The sequence below is a fragment of the Mariniblastus fucicola genome (genome assembly GCF_008087665.1).
Classification (GTDB): Bacteria; Planctomycetota; Planctomycetia; order Pirellulales; family Pirellulaceae; genus Mariniblastus; species Mariniblastus fucicola.
In genome coordinates this window covers 1897763-1917816 of the sequence record NZ_CP042912.1, presented here as the reverse complement: position 1 = coordinate 1917816, position 20054 = coordinate 1897763, and the positions used below count along the sequence as shown (strand labels likewise).

Below are 20054 nucleotides of genomic sequence, written 5' to 3'. Positions count from 1 at the left end.
ATTCAATCAACCGTGCGATCCGAGAACTTGCGGTACAGGTACAGCACGATCATCGCCCCGATCACCGAGCCAATGAAACCAGAGGGCTGCACGCCTTCGTTGGAACTGGCGAACAGGATGTGAAAGATTGCTCCCATCGTGAAGGAACCTGCCACACCAACAAGAACGGTGGGAAAGCACCCTGGTGGCCGCTCGCTGCCGGTCAACCATTTGGCAATCGACCCCGCGATCAGGCCAAAGAAACACCAACCGATTATATTTCCGAGCATTGGGCTATCCAAAGTTGTATTGGTTAAAATTTAAACGTTCGATCTTGATGGTCACGGCATGACCCAAACCACAATCTTGAATAGCAGCCAAACCATCAGTGTAAGCGCGATGGAGATCGCTGCGAAAACACCGATCACCAGCGGCCAAACACTGCCAGAGTGTTTGCCTTCGTGATAATATTCTCGCATCAGCTTCGCGTTGCGGTAGTTTGCCTTGTAGAATAAGTCAAACGCGTTGCCCAAGATCGGGATGGTCCCGACGATCGTGTCCAGAAACACGTTGATCAACATCCGTACGACCAATAGTGTGCTGGCTCCGTGACGCGCCATCGTCGCGATCAGCACGCCCGAAAATACCAAACTCAATGCATCGCCGACTCCCGGGATTAAACCCATCAAGAAGTCAGCACCGTATCGAATTCTCGTTCCGGGGATCGTGAATTTCGTGTCCAGAAAGTCTGTCCATGTCTCAACCCATGCCAGCTCTGAAGCTTCTGCCGAAGTGGAAGTTGCGCCGTCCGCAATCAGTTCTCCGGTCAGAGGCTTCACAGTCGCCAAGCCCGATGCAGCCTCCGGATTTTCAATCGTTCTGGATTCAGTTTCGGCGTGGAAGTCATTCATCAGCGTTGCGAGCCTCAGATGCGACGGCATTGTCATTCGTGTTCACAAGATTTCTTTCAACTCACTCTTTTCACACCCCGCGCTGAATGCTCCAAAGGCGTTTACGAACTTCGGTCCGAACTGATTTCGAGACCATCATTCAGTTCAGTGTCGTCCGCCGTTTGCACAGCAGGTTCAGTGACATTCTCCATTGGCAGGCCGCAGCACTGAAAGTCAGCACATGGTGTATCGCAATCGCAGCCGCGAGTGACGTGAATCTGAGCCGTACATTTCCGACACTCGAACATATCGCCCAATTGTGGATCCAGAGTCATTTTTTGCTCCTGAAACTTTCCATGAATCGACGTCGTTGGCGACAACCAGGGGATGGTCCTGTCGAACCCGGATTGATCGCTTGGCAATCAACGTAATCGCGAAATTGCATCGATCAGCCAATCGCCATGACGTCGCGGTTGTAAGAGCAGTGAATGCAAAGCATGTGCCAATGGGCTTAACCTTTCGTCGTTGACCTGCATGGTGTTGGCTAGGCTTTTCGTCTGCGGTTCTTTGAGTTACCAACATGCTTTCATTTGGGTTGTTCCTTTCATTTCCGGTTCGACATGGACAAACTGGCAAACCAAAAACGACCAAAGTTCACTTCGAAAAAGGGAGCGAAAGAATCGGGCTATTTCACCGGCGGACAGTGGTTCAAGAAGTACCGAGCTCCGCGTCGTGGTGAAAACGGGATTGAGTTTCGTGGCGAGCATTACTTTCGCGACTCACAAACCGAAGAACTGTTCTCGCGGTCCAAAGGTACCAAACTGATTGGGGCACTCAAGCCTGGTGCGCAGCCTGTCGGCCAGAAACGATTTCGCAGAGTGAAATTTCTGGTTTACCGCGAATCAGATTTTAACTTCGAGCCCAAAGTCGTTCGCAAAATTTCGCCCGCAAAAAACGTGAATTTGATCGATGCGATTGCGAAGACGACCGAGACGGCGAACAAGTTTACTTTGGCGGCGAGGAATTCAGCGGAGCGAGAAAACCACAAGCGTGCGAGAGGCTTTCGTAGCCGAGCGAGAAAATTGTTTGAACTGGCTGACATCGGCCTTCGGAAAGGCATCGTCATGGAAGTCGTTTCCTACCGCGGAAAACGAGGTGGCGTGCACCGATATTCGGCCGAAGGCCACGAGTTTCGTTCTCGGGTTGCGCCGCCGACCTGGTTTGACACGAAAGCAAATTCGATTCGCGAGCCCAAAGCTGGCTATCGGTCCCGAGTTCGCCTGATGGACGCCACTTATACTCTCGAGCAGCTCAAAGACGACCCAACGTTGCAGTGGTAGCGCCCAAGCCGCCCGGCTTAAATCAAAAAACTCGCGGCGACATGCTCGGAATTTAGACAGAATAAACAGGATTGACAGGATGTTACGCACAAAGACATCCACGTGACAGCCGCGCTCTGATCCTGTTCATCCTGTAAATCTTGTCACAAAAACAAATGAGCCGACATGCTCGGAATTTAGACAGGATGAACAGGATTGACAGTATGTTGCGCACATAGACATGCACGACACAGCCGCGAACTCAAAAAACACATGCTGGCCGGCGAAATTCAGGTTCAGTCGTCTCGCCAACGCGGCTGCGGATCGAATCCTAGCAACTCGCGGGATTTGTCGATCGAATAGAACGTTTCATACTCGCCAAACTCGCGTTTCTGTGGCACGTCGGCGTAAAAGTTCTGGATCACGTCGGCGCTGGGCATGCCGACCGACGAATCGGGATTGGCGACGTTGAAAACCTGATAGCCCAGTCCATCGGTCGCCAAAGCGCACTCGACAAAATGGCTCAGATCGCGAGTGTCGATGTAGGCGAAGATGTTGCGGCGGCGGCACGCTGCGTTGGCTTTCCACTGCGGAGCATAGGCTTCATACTCGTGCGGCTCGATCACGTTGTTAATCCGCAAGGCATAGATGTCGGTGCCCGACCGTGCATGAAAGCCCTTGCCGCAAACCTCGTTGCAAACTTTCGACATCGCGTAGGCATCGTGCGGAACGGTTGAGTGTTCTTCATCGACCGGGATATAGTCAGGTTTGACTTCGCCGTCGGCAAAGCAGATACCATAAGTCGTTTCCGATGACGCGAACAGTAATTTGGGAATGCCCAGCTTGATCGCGGCTTCCAATACGTTGTAGGTCGAAGCCGTATTGATGCGGTAACAATCGGGATCCGGGCGCAGCTGAATTCGCGGGATGGCGGCAAAGTGCACGACAGCATCAAATTTGGGAACTCCGGGTTCGCAATCGAGTTCGTCGAAGCCAACGATTCCCGAGAGTGCAGAAAACACTTGGCCGGTGTCTGTCAAATCAGCCGTCATGTCCCAGACGCCTTTGATGTTCGCGGGCACTAAATCAAGGTTCAGAACCGTGTGGCCTTGGGCGGCAAGGTGAGCCACAACGTGGCGTCCCGCTTTTCCCGAGCCGCCAGTGAAACAAATTCGCATCTGTTAAAGCTCCCGCTACAAACTTGGCTGTTTGCTTGCAGCCGCTGTAAAAATGTTCAATGCTGCGGTTGGAGGCCGCAGCCCAATTCGGATTTCAATCGGCGACCCGTGGACCGTAAACGGCGTTGCGAAATGCCTTTTGTAATCCAATTTTGTCAAACGGTCGCAACTGCACAAACATCACAGCAGTCAAATCGCTCTTTGGATCGACCCAAAACATCGTACTGGCCGCGCCGTCCCAGAAGAATTCGCCGACGACGCCATTGGGTTCGTTTTTCGATTGAGGTGGAGCAACGCGAACGGCAAAGTCGATTCCAAATCCGACTTGGCCTTTGCTCGGCAGCCACGATCGCTCTTTGACGTTCTCCGAAAGGTGACTGGTTGCCATTAGTTTCACGGTTTCGGGTTTCAGGATTCGGACGCCGTCAAGTTCGCCTTCGTTTTGCAGCATGCGAGCGAAACGCATGTAGTCGTCGATGGTTGCGGTCAGTCCCCAGCCGCCGGGCGTCATTGGATAGGGCTTTGTATTGAAGTCCTTTTCATCATCCTTGCGCGAGAGTTCGCCCGTGTTGTCGTCACGCCAGTAGATGCCTGCCATCCGACCCAGCTTGCTTTCGGGAACACGGTAGGACGTGTCGGTCATCTTCAGCGGATCGAGAATGGTCTCTTGAATGTAGACGTCGAACTTCTTGCCAGAGAGAATTTCCACCAGGCGAGCCTGCATGTCGACAGAGGGACCATACGACCATTGGCTGCCAGGGTGAAACCACAGTGGCAGTTTGCTGAACGCTTCTGCGGCCTGTTCGAGTGTGTTTTCGGGCTTGAGCGGATTGTCTTTGATGAGTTCTTTGACCCAAGCCGGACCATGGTTGCCGGCCAGGCCTGAAGTGTGGCGAGTTAAGTCGCGAATGGTCATCGGCCGTTTGGGATCGACCAAGATCAGATCCCCGTTTTCGTCTTTGCCAGTGGCGACTTTCAGGTTCGCGAACGACGGAATGTATTTCGAAACCGGATCGTCAAGTTTGAATTTGCCTTGCTCGTGAAGCCTCATCAACGCCACGCCAGTAACGGGCTTGGTCATGGAAAAGATTTGCACGATCGTGTCGCGCGACATTGGGATTCCAGCTTCTTCGTCAGACATGCCGAAGGCTTTGAAGTATACTTCTTTGTCCTTTTCAAATACCATTGCGGAGACGCCTTTGATGGCTCCCGATTCGACGAAAGAACCCAGATTCGAATTGATTCGAGCGACTGCGTCGGCGTCAATGATGGAAGACGATTGTTGCGCAGCGGCAGAACTGGCGGAGACAAGAACTGCGGCAAGAAACAGGATGAGAGTTTTCATGGGTCTTTGCATTGTTTGTAATGATGATTGTTTGAATCGCGACTGACTATTTTGGCGTCACGCACCAGTCAGCCCGCTGCTGGAATTCCTTTTGGTAGTCCTTTCTCCATCGAGAGATACTGGACTTGCCAGGACCATCGACGAAGTGATTTGTACCAGCCAGGCGTTTGTATTGCCCGCCCCAGCTTGGCTGTGTCGGGTCTTCGGAATCGTTAAGGCCACGCAATTCGCTGATTAGATTCATGAAGGCCGGCGTGTCGCCTTCGCAAACTCCGGTGCAACCCATGCCCTCGTGCGGATAGACGTCACACAGCGGGCCATGTCCCTTGCGGATATGTTCGTTGACCCAATTCAAGTCAGACAACTGGTCTCGGCCGCCGAACATTCCTTGATAGGTCTTGCGCGAGTCAATGATGAACAGGTCCGGGAACTCTTCCATCAGCCAGCCATGCGTTGCATCCTGGTAGGCGATCAGGAAGATTCGCAGTTTGCTGACAAACGTTTCGAGTTCTGCTTCACTGCGAGTGTTCTTTACCTTCCAGATGGCTTGGGCGACTTCGCGCGGTCCGCCCCACACACTGATCCAGACCGGACGCGGATCAGGTTTGTCAACGATTTTGATGATCGCGTCGGAAGCTTCGCTGTCGAGTCCTTCGCCGATGATGTCGGACCACGGCTGTTTGTCTTTGCCCCACTTGATGTTGGTTCCGTGATTATTGCCGCGGCCTTCGTAAGTCACCGATCGCAGATAGTCCGGCGTGGGGAAATCAGGATCGTGTGACTTCAGGTTTTCATAGACTTTTTCGTAACGGTCGAGCACGCCGAGGATGTTCTTCTTGTGAGCTTCCATCGCAAACGTGCCCGCAGCCGCAACAAGCCCTTCGACTTGAAGCTCATTGGAGTACAGCAGAAAGCGAACCATCGACTGCATGTCATCAGGATCGCTCTTCATCGTGTTGGGAACGTCGCCGCCTTTTACCACTCCGATCGGCGGAAAGTCGGACAGGACGACGATGCGTGGCTTCTTCGATTCGGAGCTTCCCGTTTTCGGGCTCAGGCAGTTACCGGCACCGCGAGTTGAATCTGTGACCCGAGCTTTAACGTCTTCGACTTTGTCCGCATCAAAAGAGTAAGGCAGTTCAAACACCGGAAACTTGTTCTCGATATACGTCGGTTGTTCGCAGCCTTCAAAAGCAAGGTTACTCCAGCCGATTTCGCCGCCGCTTTGCAGAGCGCCGACCTTCTGTTCCCGCCACGGGCGTTTCACTTTTTCGAAACAGCTGTTCTCCACGCGGACATGGCATTCGAATCCAGTGCCGATGCAGTATCCGCTACCGATGCTGTTGTAAAAGTTGTTGTAGATGTGGACGTGGCCGAAACGCACACGTGGCATTCTTCCCTTGACACCTTCGGCGTACCAGTTGTGGTGCATCGTCACGTGCAGCTTGCCACGATCAGATTCCCGGTCGTCGCCATTTCCAATCAGTCCACCGAATGCATGGCCATGCGGTTTGTCGAAATAGAATTTACACCACGAGATCGTGACAAAGTCGGACTCACGGACCACGGAACAAAGCTCGTCGGAGCTATCGTGAAAGGAACATTTGGTGATAAAGACATTCTTTGCGCCGGAGACTTCAATCGCATCGCCTTCGGCCGGCCCCAAAGTCAGATTTTGCACGATGACATTGTTGCTGCGGACTTTCAGCGTGCCGCCTGAGAGCCCCGCGGTGACGCCCGCGCCAACGATGGTCTTGTTCGAGCCAACGTTGACGTTTCCGATTTCGATTTGGCCATCGACGATGACGACCGCCGGTTCATCGCCCGAAACGGCTTTACTGAATGCTTCAGCAGTCGAGACGGTGACTCGCGGCGCGTCACCTCCACCGGTGGTGCCGCCGTTTTGCGTGGCGTAACCATCGGGCGTCGCAACAGAGACAGGTTTCTCCTGAGCAACAATCGGCGTTGCCATAAGCGGGAACGCAATGCAGCAAGCGATAGATCGTCTGAGCGTCGTCCGAAAGTTCATGTCCATGGTTTCTGGTTATGCGAATTGTAGTCCCGCCTTCAGGCGGAATTCACACGGCTCCGACTTAAGCCAGTCGGTGTCGCGAACTGGAAGCATTGTGTATTCTACTCTGCAGCGTTAATCGGTGCAGCCAAGCGTGACCCGCTTTGAGCACTTTGATCGCGGCGTGCGTGGGAAGGAAGTGAGACTCGATGTCGTAACTGGTGTTTGGCGATCGCATGATCCAGTGATCGCCTTCAAGTTTTTCATCAAATGTGACTTCGTCTCCGCTCGAGTCGACCCACCACGATTTGGAGCCACTGTTGCGTTGCGGATGATTGAAGTTTCCGTTGCCGAAGTTCGCTTGGTCAGCCTCGATACTTATGCCGACCGCCGCGGCGATTCTGGGTGTCAGGCAAAGCTGACCCGCGTTCGATTTCATTGGAAAATCGATCTTTTGCGATCTGTGTTGTGCGCGGGACGACTCTGGGACATGGTCGTCAACTGATTGAGCGCAAAAGGATATTGGCCGAAGAACGTAGCCAGGTTTAACGTATGAAACCGGGCAAACGCTCAACGGCCAATATCGCAAACACCCATCCGCAAACGGGACAAAGAATATCCGTCAAAAAAACGGGTGAGCCAGTTGGCTCACCCGTCGTCTCATTCGGAAGTGGTTTGGGAGCCAACTAGTTATAGACCTGCGCTTTTATGTAGCCGCTATCAACGTACTGGGCACGATAGATACGGTGAGCACTGTTCATGTAATCGTTCGAGTAGTCAATGTAGCGATGCGAAGTGTCGGTACTGGTGAACTTTTCATTGACCGTCCACGTGAGTCCGCCGTCGTTGGAGGACTCAATTTGGATCGCTCGTCCTTGCTCGACATCCATGCTCACGACGAAGTACCTGCTCCACTGGAGAGCGATGCTCTGCGACTGTTGCAGGAACAGGCTCGTGTTGTGGATCTCCGTGTTGATGTATTCGAAAGTCTGCTTCATCATCGTGCAGCGAGTTTCCCAGCTGCCTTCGTAGGCGAGTGCCATTTCGAGGCGTTGACGGTCGACAACCGAAATCGAAGAGGTTTGCAGCATCTCGTAAGCGTACTTTTCGTAGGAAGACCAGCAACCTTCATAGTTCTTGCTCTGGTAGAACGTTGAAGCTTCGCTGATTGCAGTTGTTACGATTCCCCCGCAAGTCTCTGAGTACTGCATTGCGTAGAATGCACTGCGAAGGATGGTGCAGCGAGTTTGAGCTGTGATACTGGTATTTCGCGTTTCCTTAATCGCCAGCTCAAGACGCGTTCTGTTTTCCTGAGTGATTTTTGTGCTCCGCAGGAAGCTCTCAATCGTTTTCTCGTAGTGGCTGACGCACTTTTCGTACTCACCACGCTCATAGTATCCGGTGCACTCCATAATCACAGCGCCGATCTCAACGAGTTTTGGTTCGGCGATCATCATTTCGTCGAAACCGAAACCTTCTTTACCTTTTCCTGCATTGATAAACCGGACGCCCGCGAATGGGCGGCTGGTGTTGATCATCCCGATGAAGTTGCAACCCCCTGAATTCTGTGGAATCGTAACGGGTGCCGTATATTTTTCGGTTGTTCCATCCGTGTGGAGCAGTTCGATGATCAACCTGTTGGATTCAATGTCCGTTGCGCAGAAACCGAACGCCGCCTGGGGCGTGCTGAACTTGATCGTTGCGTACGCGGTGGCATCCGCATTAGGGTCCTCTTCCTTCGACATGATTGACAGAAATTTTTTGCCATGCGTCGGGAAATTTCCCCAAGAGGTCTTGGAGGGATCAAGAACAACGCCAACGCCGTTAATACCCGTTAGATCCGCAGTCACGCCCCCCGAGAACTCAAGATGGAAATCTGAGATGGCGTTCAGCTTTGAACCGTCTTCGTCTACGCCGAAGTTCTCAAAACTGACCGAACTTGCACCGCCAATGCGATCCTGAAAGTCTTCCGCTGCGGCTTTGGTTTTTGGCGTTGCCTGCCGCGGTACATGGTTGACCCGCGGCGGACCGACCGACACATCTTCCGCGAAGAAGAACTGGGTTTTTTCCTGTGCTTGAGCGGGCTGGAAAGCACACGCAAGAGTGACAAACAGTGTGGGGGCGATGAGGGCCCGAAGTTGCATTTTTTTCTTAAACATTGGATTATCCCAGTTTGTGGTTGTTTGCGCCTACTCTGTTGAGGATTTTCGGCCTGCTCCTGCACGAGCAATGAACTCGCGCCACGTCCACATATGGAGAAAGAACGCGGTGCCCCTCAGGAAAATTTCAACTTTTTTTAGCCGGGATAAGCAAATGGCTTGGCTATTTGGCTCAATTCCCGCGGTTGAAGCCATCAGTCATTGTTTTTCGGACTCGAATCGCGATCCGAGTTAACCCTCAATACCGTTCAATGAAGACTGGGCATGCCGCCAATCCCGAAGCGCGAGGGCTTACTGATCTTGAAGGCGAGCCGTTTTGACGCGAAACCGTGGCTATCGCCAAAACCAATCAGTTCCCCATAGGCGAAGTCCGCGGTGAACGGAGAAATTGAATCACAACCTATTCGGGTTGGGATTGGTTTTCGGCCCCAAAAACTGCTTCTTAAATTTTCCGAGCCGAAAACTTGTTGTAGCCTCGGTCGCGATCGTTTCCGATCAGTCGATTTCTTCGCCAGCGACGGTCGAGCCCGATGTCCACGTGGGCTTGGTCGAAGAAACGGAAGCTGACGTCACTCCCTACTTCCATCCTTTGACAATCGCTTCAACGATCTCTTTCGAGTCACCGTCAAACTGGATTAACGTGAGGCCTTCAACGTTCCAGTCGCTCATCGTGGCCGAGTCGTAACCCGTGCAGTAGTAACCAACGCCAGGATAATACGTAACCGCCGCATGATCGGCCCATGGAGTCTTCGTTGCTTTCTCAATGAAGAACGATTTGCCTTGAGCCAAACTGTGGTCTTCGATGTACTTCAGCGTGACGCCTTCAACCGTCCATTCTTCCCAGCTGGCGACGTCGCCGTCGGTGATGTGAGCCTGCTTCCATTTTCCGTGATCGGTCATGCGAGCGTTGGGAAACTTCGCGGGAAGATAATGGTACAGCCAACCTGCGAACGATTGCCTGCGGGCCCAGCCCATGCCGATTGTGCGAGCAAGGTCTTTGGATTCGCCGTCGAATTGTATTACAGAAAGCGCTTTGCCATCCCAGTCGCTCATCGTTGTCGGATCGTAACCGGAAATGTAGTAGCCAGCTCCCTCGTAGTACGTAACCGCAGGGTGCTCAGCCCATTCCTTGTTCTTCGCACCCTTCTGTTCGACGAACATGGACTTGCCGGCGACGAGATTATGAGCCTCCATCGCTTTGAAAGTCGAATCTTCTTCTGTCCACTCGGTCCAGTTCGCAGTGACGCCGTTGCCGATCTTTGCCTGCAACCAGTGAGTGTGGTCGACCATTTGGGCGTCGGGATATTGCGTCGGAAGGAACTCAAAGAGCCACTGTCGAAACGAAACTTCTTTGGGCATCGAAGCAGATGGGCTCTCCTGTTTTGCTTTCGCCATCGCCGCAACAAACCCATCGGAGTCGCCGGTGAACTGGATCATCGTGGTTTTGGCCACATCCCAGCTGGACATCGTCGAAGCTTCATAGCCGTCGATGTAGTAGCCGACTCCCTCGTAAAAAGTAACGTTGGCGTGTTCAGCCCATTTTGTTTTTGACGTCTCGCTGACGAAGAGCGATTCGCCTTCGGTCAAACTGTGAGCTTCGACGTCTTTCAATGTCAGAACTTCTTCTTTCCAATCCGCCCAACTGGCGACCAATTCGGGTTCCGCGAGCTTTGCCTGGAACCAGGCTCCACCGCCATGAGCAACCACTTCGGTGCCCGCATAGTTTGAGGGAATGTAGACTCTCAGCCATTCCGCCATCGACTGGTTTTTCGCAGCGGCATCGGTCATCGCGGTTTGCTTTTGCGCCGAAGCAACACCGGCGACGGTTTCCCCGGTCGCCTGAAAGATGACTCGTCGGTAGCTGCTAAGATTGTGCGTTCCGTTGTCGGTGACCTCGCAGATGACGTGGAAGCTGCGACCGGCTGCGGCTGCAGGCACTTCGACCGTGACTTCATGAGTGTCGCTGCCAGAAAGTTCAACTTTGCCAGAATAGTCTCCGGCGTCGCCCTGCACCCACCATTTGAATCTCAACTCGTCGCCATCAGGATCCGTCGTCGCGGAGGCGTTCAACGTTACCTTCGATCCAGGCTCGGCAGTTTTGGTAAGCACGTCCAAGCTTATATCACCATTAAGACTTAGAACGGGATTGCGATTTCCTTTTCCATCTTTGGCCCAGTCCATGCGAGCGGCAAAGTTGTTGAAGGCCGCTGGATAGGTTTGCTTGAAGTTCGCGGCGCAGGATTTTGCTTCCCGCCACAGGCCGCCGTCTTTGTGGACGAAGTTCCCGCCCCAACTCGACTGCGTCGGATCGTCCGGATCATTGAGACCATTGGGCATCAGGAACAGAAAGGCCGGCGTGTCGCCTTCGACGCCGTATTTGTATTTCGGGTATTGGCTGCCGAGATTGCCGTGGCCCTGAATGTGCTGGGCGTATTGATCCCAGTTGCTTTTGCCGATTCCATTGTGTTGTTTCCAGGCGGCTTCGTCCCAAATGAATTCCAGATCGCTGCCCGTCTGCTCGTAAATCCAACCGTGAGAACTGATCTCGTGGCCTTCACCTTTGTAGCTGCGGTCCTGATCCGTAATCGCGTACACACGAAGCTTGTTCAGGAACTTTTTGTAATCAGTTGGGCTGCGGTCCTTTTTGACTTTGTGAATTGCCTGAGCAAGCGTGTTGCCGCCGCCCCAGATGCCGACAAACAACGGACGATCGTCTTCCTCGTCCGCCAGGTTGATCAGCAGTTCACTCCCGGCGGAATTGTTGTCGTCACCGATGAACTTGATGCCGCGATTGGGACTGCCAATGACGATCCGGTCTCGCAAGTAATCAGCGCTTGGCCAGTAGCCAACTTTTTGCACCCCATCGTCGTGTGCGTGTCCAGTTTGTCCTGATCGTTTCATCAGGTTCGGCAGATCTTTTTCGTAAGCGTCGACGACTCCGCGGATGATGTTGATGAAATCTTTTTCAGGTGACTTGTTCAGCGTGCTGATGCTGTAGCCGGTGGTCATCACCAGGCCTTCGATCTCGAACAGGTCCGCGTGTGCCATCAAGCGGATCAGTGACTCGTGGTCGTCCGTCTCCCACGTCGACACATCGGTAAGGACAACCATCCGCGGCTTTTCCGCCATGGCTTCGCCGCTGCCGTCAGACAAAACAACCAGGGCAAGAAAAAAGCCTAACAGCGTTCGTAGAATGTTCATGGGTTACCTCGAATTCAATTTAATGGTTTCGGTAGTTTGCAGCGCAGCATTCGTTCAGAGAAGTCGCGAAGAAATTCCTCGCGCCATCGGTTGACTGTTTTGGCACCATGGTGGCCGTCTTCGGCAAATGCCGGATCGGGAGTATCGGTCCACCAGTTTCGATATAGGCCCGAAGCTTCCTTCGCGATCTCGGGCGAGGGACGAACAGACTTGATCGTTCCCGTGATACCATCGAGCGATGCGACATTGCTGCCGATCGTGAAGTTGTATTTCTTGGCGGCTTTGGGACAGAAACGAAACCGAAGCGCGTTGTCAGAAAAGTGCCCAACCAATTTTTGATTTTCGACGTTCAATGTCGCCTGCGAATCGGCCGGAACGTTTTGGGTCGGCAGAGACAACTCAAGGATGCCGAAGATCTCAATCTGGTCGTGAGGCATTGGCATGCGATCAAGCTTTTTGATGGGACGCCTCCAGGCCGGCACGTATTGGCCACCCCAACCAGGCTGAGTCGGATCGTCAGGTTTGCCTTTAAGCAACCAGGCAACCGAAGGAGTGTCACCCATTTTGATGTCTGATTTTTGACTTACAAAGAAGTCGCCCAGCGAGCCTTTCCCTTTCACGTGATTCTTCACGAAAGTTTCGTTGCCAAGGTCCTCAGCCTGCGGCCCGCCAACAAACCAGCCGCGATACGTCGCGTTGGATTCGATCATCCACAATTTCGGATGGTGCTCGACGATGTACTGGTAAGCATCAGGCGACCACTTTTTGTTCGGTCCGCCGATCCAGTAGACGCGCAGCTTCGGCAAAATTTCCGGATCGTCGTGGAGTGCCTGCGCGATGTCTTCGAGGCCTCCCCAAACAAGGACGTGCAATGGCCGATCGTCTTCGGTTTTGGCACATTCAATGATCCATCGCGATCCTTCCGTGGACTTTCGGAATCCGCAGTACGGAGCTCGCTCGGTTTCGCCCTGCTTCGTCAACATTCGCAGCTGATCGGGAGTTGGATAGTCGTCGGAATACGTTTTCAGGTTTGGAAAGTCTTTCTCGTAGCAATCAATCACGTCAAGGATGTCCTGTTTGCGACCATCGCCATACGGCGAAGAAATCAGTCCTTCGATGTCCAGATCGTCAGCATAAACCAACAGGTGAACCATCGACTGAAAGTCATCCGGATCGGTGCCGCCGATGTCGGTGGAAACAATCACTCGGTGGCGTTCAGCAGCGCAGGGAGCGCAGACCAACAGCGCGATCAGCATGAGCAGCGCCAGGATTGTCACTGAACGAATCATGATTAGTTCGGCTCCACCGTCACGATCACGCGTTTGTATCGAGTCAGTGGCGGGCTGCCTTTGTCGGTGACTTTTAGAATGAAGTGCATCGTCTCGGTCCGGCTAACTTTCGGCGCGACGCGATTTACCTGGTATACGTTCTCAGGGAAGTTCTTGAAGTCGACTTTGACTCGCGGCGAGGAACCGGCCTCGGGATACTGCATCCACGTGAAACCAAGACTGTCACCGTCGGGGTCCGTCGTGCCCCCCGCATCAAGCCGAAACTTCTCGCCCGGTTCTACGGTGAACTTTTCCGGATGAGCCAAAGCCGGAACGGGCGGATGGTTCGCGCCGGCAACATCTTTGATCGTCCAGTCCATGCGAGCGGCGAAGTCGTTTTGAAAATCATCTCGCCAACGCCAAAGCGTGACTCGATTGTTGGTGAACGTTTGCTCGTCAGGCTTCTCGGCTCGGCCATACTCCTTGAAGATTCGCGGAGCGTATGAGTCTTCCGTGTTGGTCCAGATCTTTCGCGTTTCAGCTTTGATGGGCACGCCTTCCACGTCCTGGCCAACTTTGATTTCTTCATCGGTCGGCTGCGAAAGCTCGTATCGCCCACCCCAACCGCCGAAGTCCGGACGCTCGGGAACGTTCAACCCGTTGGGAAGCAAGCCAAGAAACGCCGGCGTGTCGCCTTCAACGCCCCAGGCGACGTCGGGGTACTGGGCTCCGAGCGGACCGTGCGATTGCTGAATATTGTCGGCGATCCACTTGTTGCTGATGGTTGTGTTGTCGATGCCATCGATTCGCTGATTGATCGCCCCCCAGGTTGAGCGACGATAACTGCCGGGACTGACGATGTAGGACACGCCTGGAAACTCATTGCGAATCCAGATCGCCGAATCGTCCTGGTCGGAGATCGTGTAGACGCGGAGTTTGCTGACCAGTTTTTCAAGCTCTTCTGCAGAACGGGTTTTGCGAAGTTTGAAAAGCGACTGAGCCAGTGTGTTCGGCCCGCCCCAAACGGAAATCCAAAGCGGCCTTTCGTCGTCCGAGTCCAACAGCTCGATGATTCGGTCGGAACCCGGCGAGTCCTTGTCTTCGCCCACGCCTTCCATGCCGTAAAGCGGAAGATGCTCAGTGACTTTCGCCTTGAGGTCTTCCACGGTGGGAAATCCCGGTTCGTGCAGCAAGAGGTTTGCCTGAACTTTGCCGTAAGCGTCAAGGACTTTGTGAATCGACTCGGGAGCCACACGATCTTTCTGATGCACCGAAGTTGTTGCCACGATGGCTTCGATGTCGATCTGGTTCGCGTACAGCAACAGCCGAACCAGCGATTGCGTGTCGTCGGGGTCGGCTTCGATGTCGGTCAGCACGACCTTGCGCTGAAGCTCGGGTTCCTCGGCAAAAGAAATTCCGCTGGGAAAGACAAGCATGCTCATTAGCGTGAGCACGGCACTGCGAACTGGCTTCAATCTGTGAATCATGACGTTTCCTTTTTGGTGGTCCAGGCTTCAACTTCTTCGAGCGTTGGAAATGATGTTTGTGTGCCGATTTTGGTAACGGAAATGGCGGCAACGATCGCGGCCCGTCTCGCGGCATCGGCCAGACCAGGGCTTCCGGCAAGTGACATGGCAAGTCCGCCAGTGAAGGCATCGCCTGCCCCGGTCGTGTCCACCGCAGCGACCTTCATCGCCGGGATCTTTGTCTGGCCAAAATCGTCCAGCACCAACACTCCCTCACTGCCAAGGGTCAAAGCAACTTGCTTCACTCCTTTGGCCCGCAGCACTTCGGCCGCGCGTATCGCGTCGTCTTCTGACTCAATTGCAATCCCGCTGATCAACGTGATCTCTGTTTTGTTGGGCACGCAAACGTCGCACAAAGACAGCAACTCATCGGTGACACTTTTTGCAGGAGCCGGCGTCAGGATCGTGGTCGTGTTCGCTGCACGCGCGATGCGAAAGGCCTCCACCGCCGCATCTACAGGCGTTTCCAGCTGGCAAAGCACCGCATCGGATTGTTCGATGACGTTCGCCGCAGCACGAATGCTTTCTGGTGAAAGCAAAGCGTTGGCACCGGCCACCACGATGATGCAATTCTCCGCTTCGTCGTCGACAAAAATTGCTGCGGTTCCTGTCGGCTGATCGGACGCGCGGCTGATGTAGGACGCATCGATGCCTTCCGCTTCGTAGGCCGAAATGGATTCAGCACCGAACGCATCGCTGCCGACGCTTGCGATGAAAGTAACCTCTCCGCCAAGTCGCGCCGCCACGACTGCCTGGTTCGCGCCTTTGCCTCCCATACACTGGTGCAGGGCCGTTCCGGCAATCGTTTCTCCAAGAGCCGGCATTCGCGGCGTGCGAAAGATCAAATCAATATTGGCTGAACCGACGACGCAGATTCGAGGTGTTTTGCTTTCGCTCATCTGGAATCCACCTGACTCATTCGATCCACGGCAACCGCGGCCAAGATCACAAAGCCTTTCACCACTTGTTGCCAAAATGGGGAAACGTTTAGCAAGAAAAGTCCGTTGTTAAGCACGCCGATGATCAAGCACCCAATCACGGTTCCCAAAACACTTCCGCGGCCTCCCGAAAGTGATGTGCCTCCAATGACAACGGCGGCAATCGAGTCGAGTTCGTAGCCTAAACCAGCGTTCGGTTGAGCTGAATCAAGTCGAGCCGTCACGATCATGGCTGCGGCTGCAGAAAGCAATCCGCCTAGCGTATAAACCGCGATCTTTATTCGATCGACCGGAAGCCCCGTCAACAATGCGGCGCGTTCGTTGCCTCCAACGGCGTAAATATGTCGGCCGAATCGAGTGAGCCGAGTCAACAACACGAAAGCCAACACCAACGTCGCGGATATCCAAACCGGAGCGGGAATCGAAAACAGCATGCCCGATCCGATCCAGCCGAAGGTATCGCCGAGTCCTGTAATCGGAAAGCCGCCGGTCCATAGCATCGTCAGACCTCGGGCGATGCTAAACATCCCCAGCGTCGCCACAAAAGGAGGAATTTTGAATTTGGTAATCGCCAAACCGTTGAACAAACCTGCCGCCGCGCCTGCAAGCAACCCCGCAACGACTGCTCCAAAAACAGTGAACTCCAATCCCAACCCCAACGCCTCCAGCCGGACTCCATTCTTGAGCAAGCCCGCCGCAATCGCTCCCGACAATGCGAGGATCGCTCCTACGGAAAGGTCGATGCCGCCGGTGAGAATGATCAGCGTCATCCCGATTGACAGGCAGAGGTTAACTGAAATCTGTCTCAGAATATTCAATCCGTTGTCGGCAGTGAGAAAGTTGCTCGACAGCAAGCTCATCGCAACAACCATCGCGGTGAGCGCAATCAGCGATTGAAACTTTGCCAGATGTTCGCGGTCCAGTTTCATATCGTCGCGGCCCTCCCTGGCAATGCGGCATGTAATATCTTTTCGTCAGTGGCCTGGTCGCGAGAAAACTCTTGCGTAGCACGACCCTCACACATCACAAGAATGCGATCCGAAACCGCCATCACTTCCGGCAGTTCGGATGACACCATCACGACAGCCAGACCTTCGGCCGTTAGCTCGTTAATCAATTCGTAGATTTCGTTTTTGGCTTGCACGTCGATGCCACGAGTCGGCTCGTCGAGCATCAGTACCTTTGGCTGCGTCGCCAACCATTTCGCCAGGATGACTTTCTGTTGATTGCCCCCACTCAAGTTGACGATCCGCTCCCGCAATGAAGGTGTCTTGACGCGAAACCGTTCGACAAACGGATGAACGTGATCGCGAAGCGACTTTGAACTGAGCAAACCAAACTTTTCGGCCCGCCGCAGACTGGCAAGGCTCGCGTTTTCGCCGACGGTCATTGGCAAAACCAGTCCGTCGCGTTTTCGGTCTTCCGGGACCAAAGCAAGTCCATGTTCGATCGCTTCGCCTGGCCGACGGATCGTCACATCGTTGCCTTCGATCTGAACGTCGCCCGAGGCAACGCCATGATGCAACCCAAAAACGCACTCCAAAAGTTCGGTTCGTCCCGCCCCCATCAAGCCGAAGATGCCCAGCACTTCGCCGCGATGAACGTGGAGGTCGACATCGTTGACCAGAAAGTCATCGACGCGTGTGGGATGTGGCAACGAGATGCCTTTCACGCGAAGCACTTCATTTTCGGTAGCCGACGAGGATCGTTGGGAAGTTTTCACGTCGCGGCCGGCCATCAAGCGGACCATTTCGTCGTGGGTGAATTTGTTTGTAGTACCGGCTTCAGCCAGACGCTGCTCGACAGGTGAGCGGCCAGGCGCTAGCCGCCGGTTTTCCGCTGCAACGAACCGACGGCTAGCGCCTTGTCGCTCAGACTTACTACGGACGCCATACTCGCCGCTTCCGACCAGCTGACCATCCCGCATGATTGCCACGTCGTCGGCGATACGTTCCAGTTCCTCAAGGCGGTGCGTGATGTAAACCATCGCCACGCCGCGTTGCTTCAAGTCCGCGATGCGGCGGAAAAGGACTTCTGTTTCATGCTCTGAAATTGCCGAAGTGGGTTCGTCCAGAATCAAAACGCGAACGTCACCGGCAAGAGCACGCGCAATCTCAATCAGCTGCTGTTGACCGACTCGAAGCCTACCCACGCTGGTCGTTGGAGAGACATCCATCTCCAGTAGCTTCATCCAATCGGCGGTGCGACGGTTCATTTCGCGATAGTCGATCATCGCCCCGCCAAGCTGCACCGGCTCGCGACCAAGAAAGATGTTCTCGGCCACCGTCAGATCAGGAACGAGGCTCAATTCCTGGTAGATCATCGCGATGCCACGGTCGAGTGCTTCGCGTGGGTTCGAGAACTGAACGGCTTCGCCATCAAGGATCAATTCGCCTTCGTCTGGCGGCTGAACACCGGCCAGGATTTTCATCAGCGTTGACTTGCCGGCGCCGTTTTCGCCCAGCAAGGCCGTCAAGCGACCGGCGCGAAGCGTCAAATCAACGCCATCGAGTGCTTTGACTCCCGGGAAAGACTTCGAAATCGAATTGGCTTGAAGAATGACATCGGAAGAGTCGTTCATGGGACCTCCGCGAAAAAGGGAACGATCCTCAGCGGCGAAAGGTCCGAGCTTTCATCGGTGATTTGCACGCAACCAGTGAAGCGAACGTTGGCTCCTGCGATAGCCTTCTCACGCAGCGCCGGTTGCACGTCGGCTTCGATGCGCCGGTTGAGCTCCGTTGAAATCGCGTTGAAGTCCTGCGAGTTCGCAAAATCGTTGACGTCCAACAAGCCCGTTCCGTCGCGAACAACGTTGCCGAAAATGGGTCCGATGTCCAGCAGAACTTGCGGCGCGGTTGAACTTTCGTCGATTGCAATTCCGATCGTGTTGCGTTTGACTTTAACAACGCGACCTGTGCCTTTGACGAAATAGAAATAGCTTCGGCTAAGCCCAACGGTACGACCAAACGATTCCTTTGCCGATGCTTTGTCTTTTTCAATCGCCGTGATTAGCTCGGCAATATTCGTGGCCTTGTTTTCTCCGGGAAGAAGTTTGTCCGACCAGAACGAGTCGACAAACGTCGTGGCATCGAACTGCACGGCGCCATTGTTAATTGATGGCGTATCGACATCGCTGAGAGCCACCACGCGAAACAGTGGAAAGAAATAGAGCAACACAACGCACGCCAAAGCGAGCGCGATTCGAATCCCCCATCGGCCGCCGCTCTTTTTCACTCGGTTTCCTCTCGGCCATAGTCGCCGAAGCTGTCCGCATTTCCCTGGTGGACGAGTTCAACAGTGACTGGAACTTTTTGAGGGAAATCCGTATCGCCGTTGAGATATTTGTCCGCGGATTCCGCAGCAGTGCGAGCCATCAGTTTGGGGAACTGCATGCCGGTGGCGGCGATCTTTCCTTCCTTGATCAAGTTCACCACGTCGTCAGCGCCGTCGAATCCGAAAACTTTGACCGAATCAGCTTTGCCGGATGCCTTGAGCGCCTGATAGGCACCCATTGCCATTGCATCGTTACCACAGAAAACCGCGTTGATGTCGGGATTGGCTTGCAGGATTGACTCCATGACCTCCAAAGCTTTTGCGCGATCAAAATCGGCGCTTTGCTGAGCCACCATTTCCAGATCAGGATAGCGATCGACGACACTGTGGAAACCTTTGGATCGGTTGAAGGTATTGTTGTCGCCGACCAGCCCCAGCAGCTCGACGTATTTTCCCGATTCGCCAACCTCTTTGACGAAGTGCTGGCCAAGCGATACACAGCCGGAATAATTGTCGGAAAGGATCTGGGTGACCGCGACGTCGGTCGAGTTGATTTCGCGATCCATGCAGAACACCGGGACGCCAGCCTCCTTGGCGCGTTTTACGTTTGCGATTGAGCCATCGCCATCCGTCGGATTGAAAAGCACTGCGGCATAGCCGGAAGAAACGATATTGTCGAAGTGCTCCGTTTCCTTGGCCGGATCGTTTTGCGAATCGAAGATGGTAGCTTCATAGCCAAGTTTTTCCGCATTCTCTTTGCCGGCTTCGGCCAGCACGACGAACCAGGGATTGTTGAGCGTGGAAACGACCACGGCGATGCGTTTGCTGTCACTGCCTCCTTCAGCATCATTTTCACCAGCGGTTTTGCTGGGCGTGTCGCTGTTGCAGCCGATCGTGGCAGCAATGAACATGGCAAATGCGAGGGACAGAATGGAGGTTATTTGCTTCATGATTCTCTATTATTGGT

At 54.0% G+C, this 20054-nt stretch carries 16 protein-coding genes; 1 reads left to right on the top strand and 15 read right to left on the bottom strand.

Going from position 1 to position 20054, the window contains the following annotated elements; genetic code table 11:
* Positions 1–2: 2 nt before the first annotated feature.
* Entirely contained in the window at positions 3–269 is a 267-nt protein-coding gene (locus tag MFFC18_RS07055) for a GlsB/YeaQ/YmgE family stress response membrane protein (RefSeq protein WP_075083237.1), read from the bottom strand.
* Between the two features lie 51 nt (positions 270–320).
* Positions 321–890: a DUF4112 domain-containing protein gene (locus MFFC18_RS07050; protein WP_084416935.1), complete on the bottom strand. Its 570-nt coding sequence runs from the start codon at positions 888–890 to the stop codon at positions 321–323.
* 599 nt (positions 891–1489) lie between these two features.
* On the opposite strand from MFFC18_RS07050, the gene MFFC18_RS07040 reads away from it, so the two are divergent.
* Positions 1490–2209 (top strand): hypothetical protein, encoded by a 720-nt coding sequence (locus tag MFFC18_RS07040; RefSeq protein ID WP_075083235.1) that lies wholly within the window; start codon positions 1490–1492, stop codon positions 2207–2209.
* 275 nt (positions 2210–2484) lie between these two features.
* Here the strand turns inward: MFFC18_RS07040 and MFFC18_RS07035 are convergent, their stop codons facing one another.
* From MFFC18_RS07035 to MFFC18_RS06975, 13 genes are all read right to left on the bottom strand, one after another.
* A complete protein-coding gene (locus MFFC18_RS07035; protein WP_075083234.1) occupies positions 2485–3366 on the bottom strand; it encodes an NAD-dependent epimerase/dehydratase family protein in 882 nt (293 codons plus the stop codon).
* A gap of 94 nt (positions 3367–3460) precedes the next feature.
* Positions 3461–4711 carry a serine hydrolase domain-containing protein gene (locus tag MFFC18_RS07030; RefSeq protein WP_075083233.1) on the bottom strand — a complete coding sequence of 417 codons (1251 nt, stop codon included), beginning with the start codon at positions 4709–4711 and terminating at the stop codon, positions 3461–3463.
* A 46-nt stretch (positions 4712–4757) separates the two neighbouring features.
* Complete coding sequence (locus MFFC18_RS07025; protein WP_238381199.1) at positions 4758–6746, bottom strand: nucleoside hydrolase-like domain-containing protein; 1989 nt, start codon at positions 6744–6746, stop codon at positions 4758–4760.
* A gap of 58 nt (positions 6747–6804) precedes the next feature.
* The gene (locus MFFC18_RS07020) at positions 6805–7161 is read right to left on the bottom strand and encodes a hypothetical protein (protein WP_075083232.1); all 357 of its coding nucleotides are present in this window, start codon (positions 7159–7161) and stop codon (positions 6805–6807) included.
* A gap of 247 nt (positions 7162–7408) precedes the next feature.
* Entirely contained in the window at positions 7409–8881 is a 1473-nt protein-coding gene (locus tag MFFC18_RS07015; RefSeq protein ID WP_148618692.1) for a hypothetical protein, read from the bottom strand.
* 576 nt (positions 8882–9457) lie between these two features.
* A complete protein-coding gene (locus tag MFFC18_RS07010) occupies positions 9458–12082 on the bottom strand; it encodes a DUF1593 domain-containing protein (RefSeq protein WP_075083230.1) in 2625 nt (874 codons plus the stop codon).
* Positions 12083–12096: 14 nt separating this feature from the next.
* A complete protein-coding gene (locus MFFC18_RS07005) occupies positions 12097–13371 on the bottom strand; it encodes a DUF1593 domain-containing protein (RefSeq protein ID WP_075083229.1) in 1275 nt (424 codons plus the stop codon).
* Positions 13372–13373: 2 nt separating this feature from the next.
* On the bottom strand, positions 13374–14792 hold the full coding sequence (locus MFFC18_RS07000) for a DUF1593 domain-containing protein (protein ID WP_087149605.1): 1419 nt from the start codon (positions 14790–14792) through the stop codon (positions 13374–13376).
* A 41-nt stretch (positions 14793–14833) separates the two neighbouring features.
* Positions 14834–15775: a ribokinase gene (gene rbsK, locus MFFC18_RS06995; RefSeq protein ID WP_075083227.1), complete on the bottom strand. Its 942-nt coding sequence runs from the start codon at positions 15773–15775 to the stop codon at positions 14834–14836.
* A complete protein-coding gene (locus MFFC18_RS06990) occupies positions 15772–16743 on the bottom strand; it encodes an ABC transporter permease (protein ID WP_075083226.1) in 972 nt (323 codons plus the stop codon). Before MFFC18_RS06990 ends, rbsK begins: the two co-directional genes overlap by 4 nt.
* Positions 16740–18395 carry a sugar ABC transporter ATP-binding protein gene (locus MFFC18_RS25430; RefSeq protein WP_075083225.1) on the bottom strand — a complete coding sequence of 552 codons (1656 nt, stop codon included), beginning with the start codon at positions 18393–18395 and terminating at the stop codon, positions 16740–16742. Before MFFC18_RS25430 ends, MFFC18_RS06990 begins: the two co-directional genes overlap by 4 nt.
* Positions 18392–19048, bottom strand: coding sequence for a DUF2291 domain-containing protein (locus MFFC18_RS06980; RefSeq protein WP_075083224.1), 657 nt, complete (start codon positions 19046–19048; stop codon positions 18392–18394). Before MFFC18_RS06980 ends, MFFC18_RS25430 begins: the two co-directional genes overlap by 4 nt.
* Positions 19045–20037: a D-ribose ABC transporter substrate-binding protein gene (locus MFFC18_RS06975; RefSeq protein ID WP_075083223.1), complete on the bottom strand. Its 993-nt coding sequence runs from the start codon at positions 20035–20037 to the stop codon at positions 19045–19047. The genes MFFC18_RS06980 and MFFC18_RS06975 overlap by 4 nt, the downstream gene beginning before the upstream one ends.
* Positions 20038–20054: the final 17 nt, after the last annotated feature.

Excerpts from the sequence above, each read along its gene's own strand:
- MFFC18_RS07055 (WP_075083237.1), bottom strand. The coding sequence starts at position 269 with ATGCTCGGAAATATAATCGGTTGGTGTTTCTTTGGCCTGATCGCGGGG.
- MFFC18_RS07050 (WP_084416935.1), bottom strand. The coding sequence starts at position 890 with ATGAATGACTTCCACGCCGAAACTGAATCCAGAACGATTGAAAATCCG.
- MFFC18_RS07040 (WP_075083235.1), top strand. The coding sequence starts at position 1,490 with ATGGACAAACTGGCAAACCAAAAACGACCAAAGTTCACTTCGAAAAAG.
- MFFC18_RS07035 (WP_075083234.1), bottom strand. The coding sequence starts at position 3,366 with ATGCGAATTTGTTTCACTGGCGGCTCGGGAAAAGCGGGACGCCACGTT.
- MFFC18_RS07030 (WP_075083233.1), bottom strand. The coding sequence starts at position 4,711 with ATGAAAACTCTCATCCTGTTTCTTGCCGCAGTTCTTGTCTCCGCCAGT.
- MFFC18_RS07025 (WP_238381199.1), bottom strand. The coding sequence starts at position 6,746 with ATGGACATGAACTTTCGGACGACGCTCAGACGATCTATCGCTTGCTGC.
- MFFC18_RS07020 (WP_075083232.1), bottom strand. The coding sequence starts at position 7,161 with ATGAAATCGAACGCGGGTCAGCTTTGCCTGACACCCAGAATCGCCGCG.
- MFFC18_RS07015 (WP_148618692.1), bottom strand. The coding sequence starts at position 8,881 with ATGTTTAAGAAAAAAATGCAACTTCGGGCCCTCATCGCCCCCACACTG.
- MFFC18_RS07010 (WP_075083230.1), bottom strand. The coding sequence starts at position 12,082 with ATGAACATTCTACGAACGCTGTTAGGCTTTTTTCTTGCCCTGGTTGTT.
- MFFC18_RS07005 (WP_075083229.1), bottom strand. The coding sequence starts at position 13,371 with ATGATTCGTTCAGTGACAATCCTGGCGCTGCTCATGCTGATCGCGCTG.
- MFFC18_RS07000 (WP_087149605.1), bottom strand. The coding sequence starts at position 14,792 with ATGAGCATGCTTGTCTTTCCCAGCGGAATTTCTTTTGCCGAGGAACCC.
- rbsK (WP_075083227.1), bottom strand. The coding sequence starts at position 15,775 with ATGAGCGAAAGCAAAACACCTCGAATCTGCGTCGTCGGTTCAGCCAAT.
- MFFC18_RS06990 (WP_075083226.1), bottom strand. The coding sequence starts at position 16,743 with ATGAAACTGGACCGCGAACATCTGGCAAAGTTTCAATCGCTGATTGCG.
- MFFC18_RS25430 (WP_075083225.1), bottom strand. The coding sequence starts at position 18,395 with ATGAACGACTCTTCCGATGTCATTCTTCAAGCCAATTCGATTTCGAAG.
- MFFC18_RS06975 (WP_075083223.1), bottom strand. The coding sequence starts at position 20,037 with ATGAAGCAAATAACCTCCATTCTGTCCCTCGCATTTGCCATGTTCATT.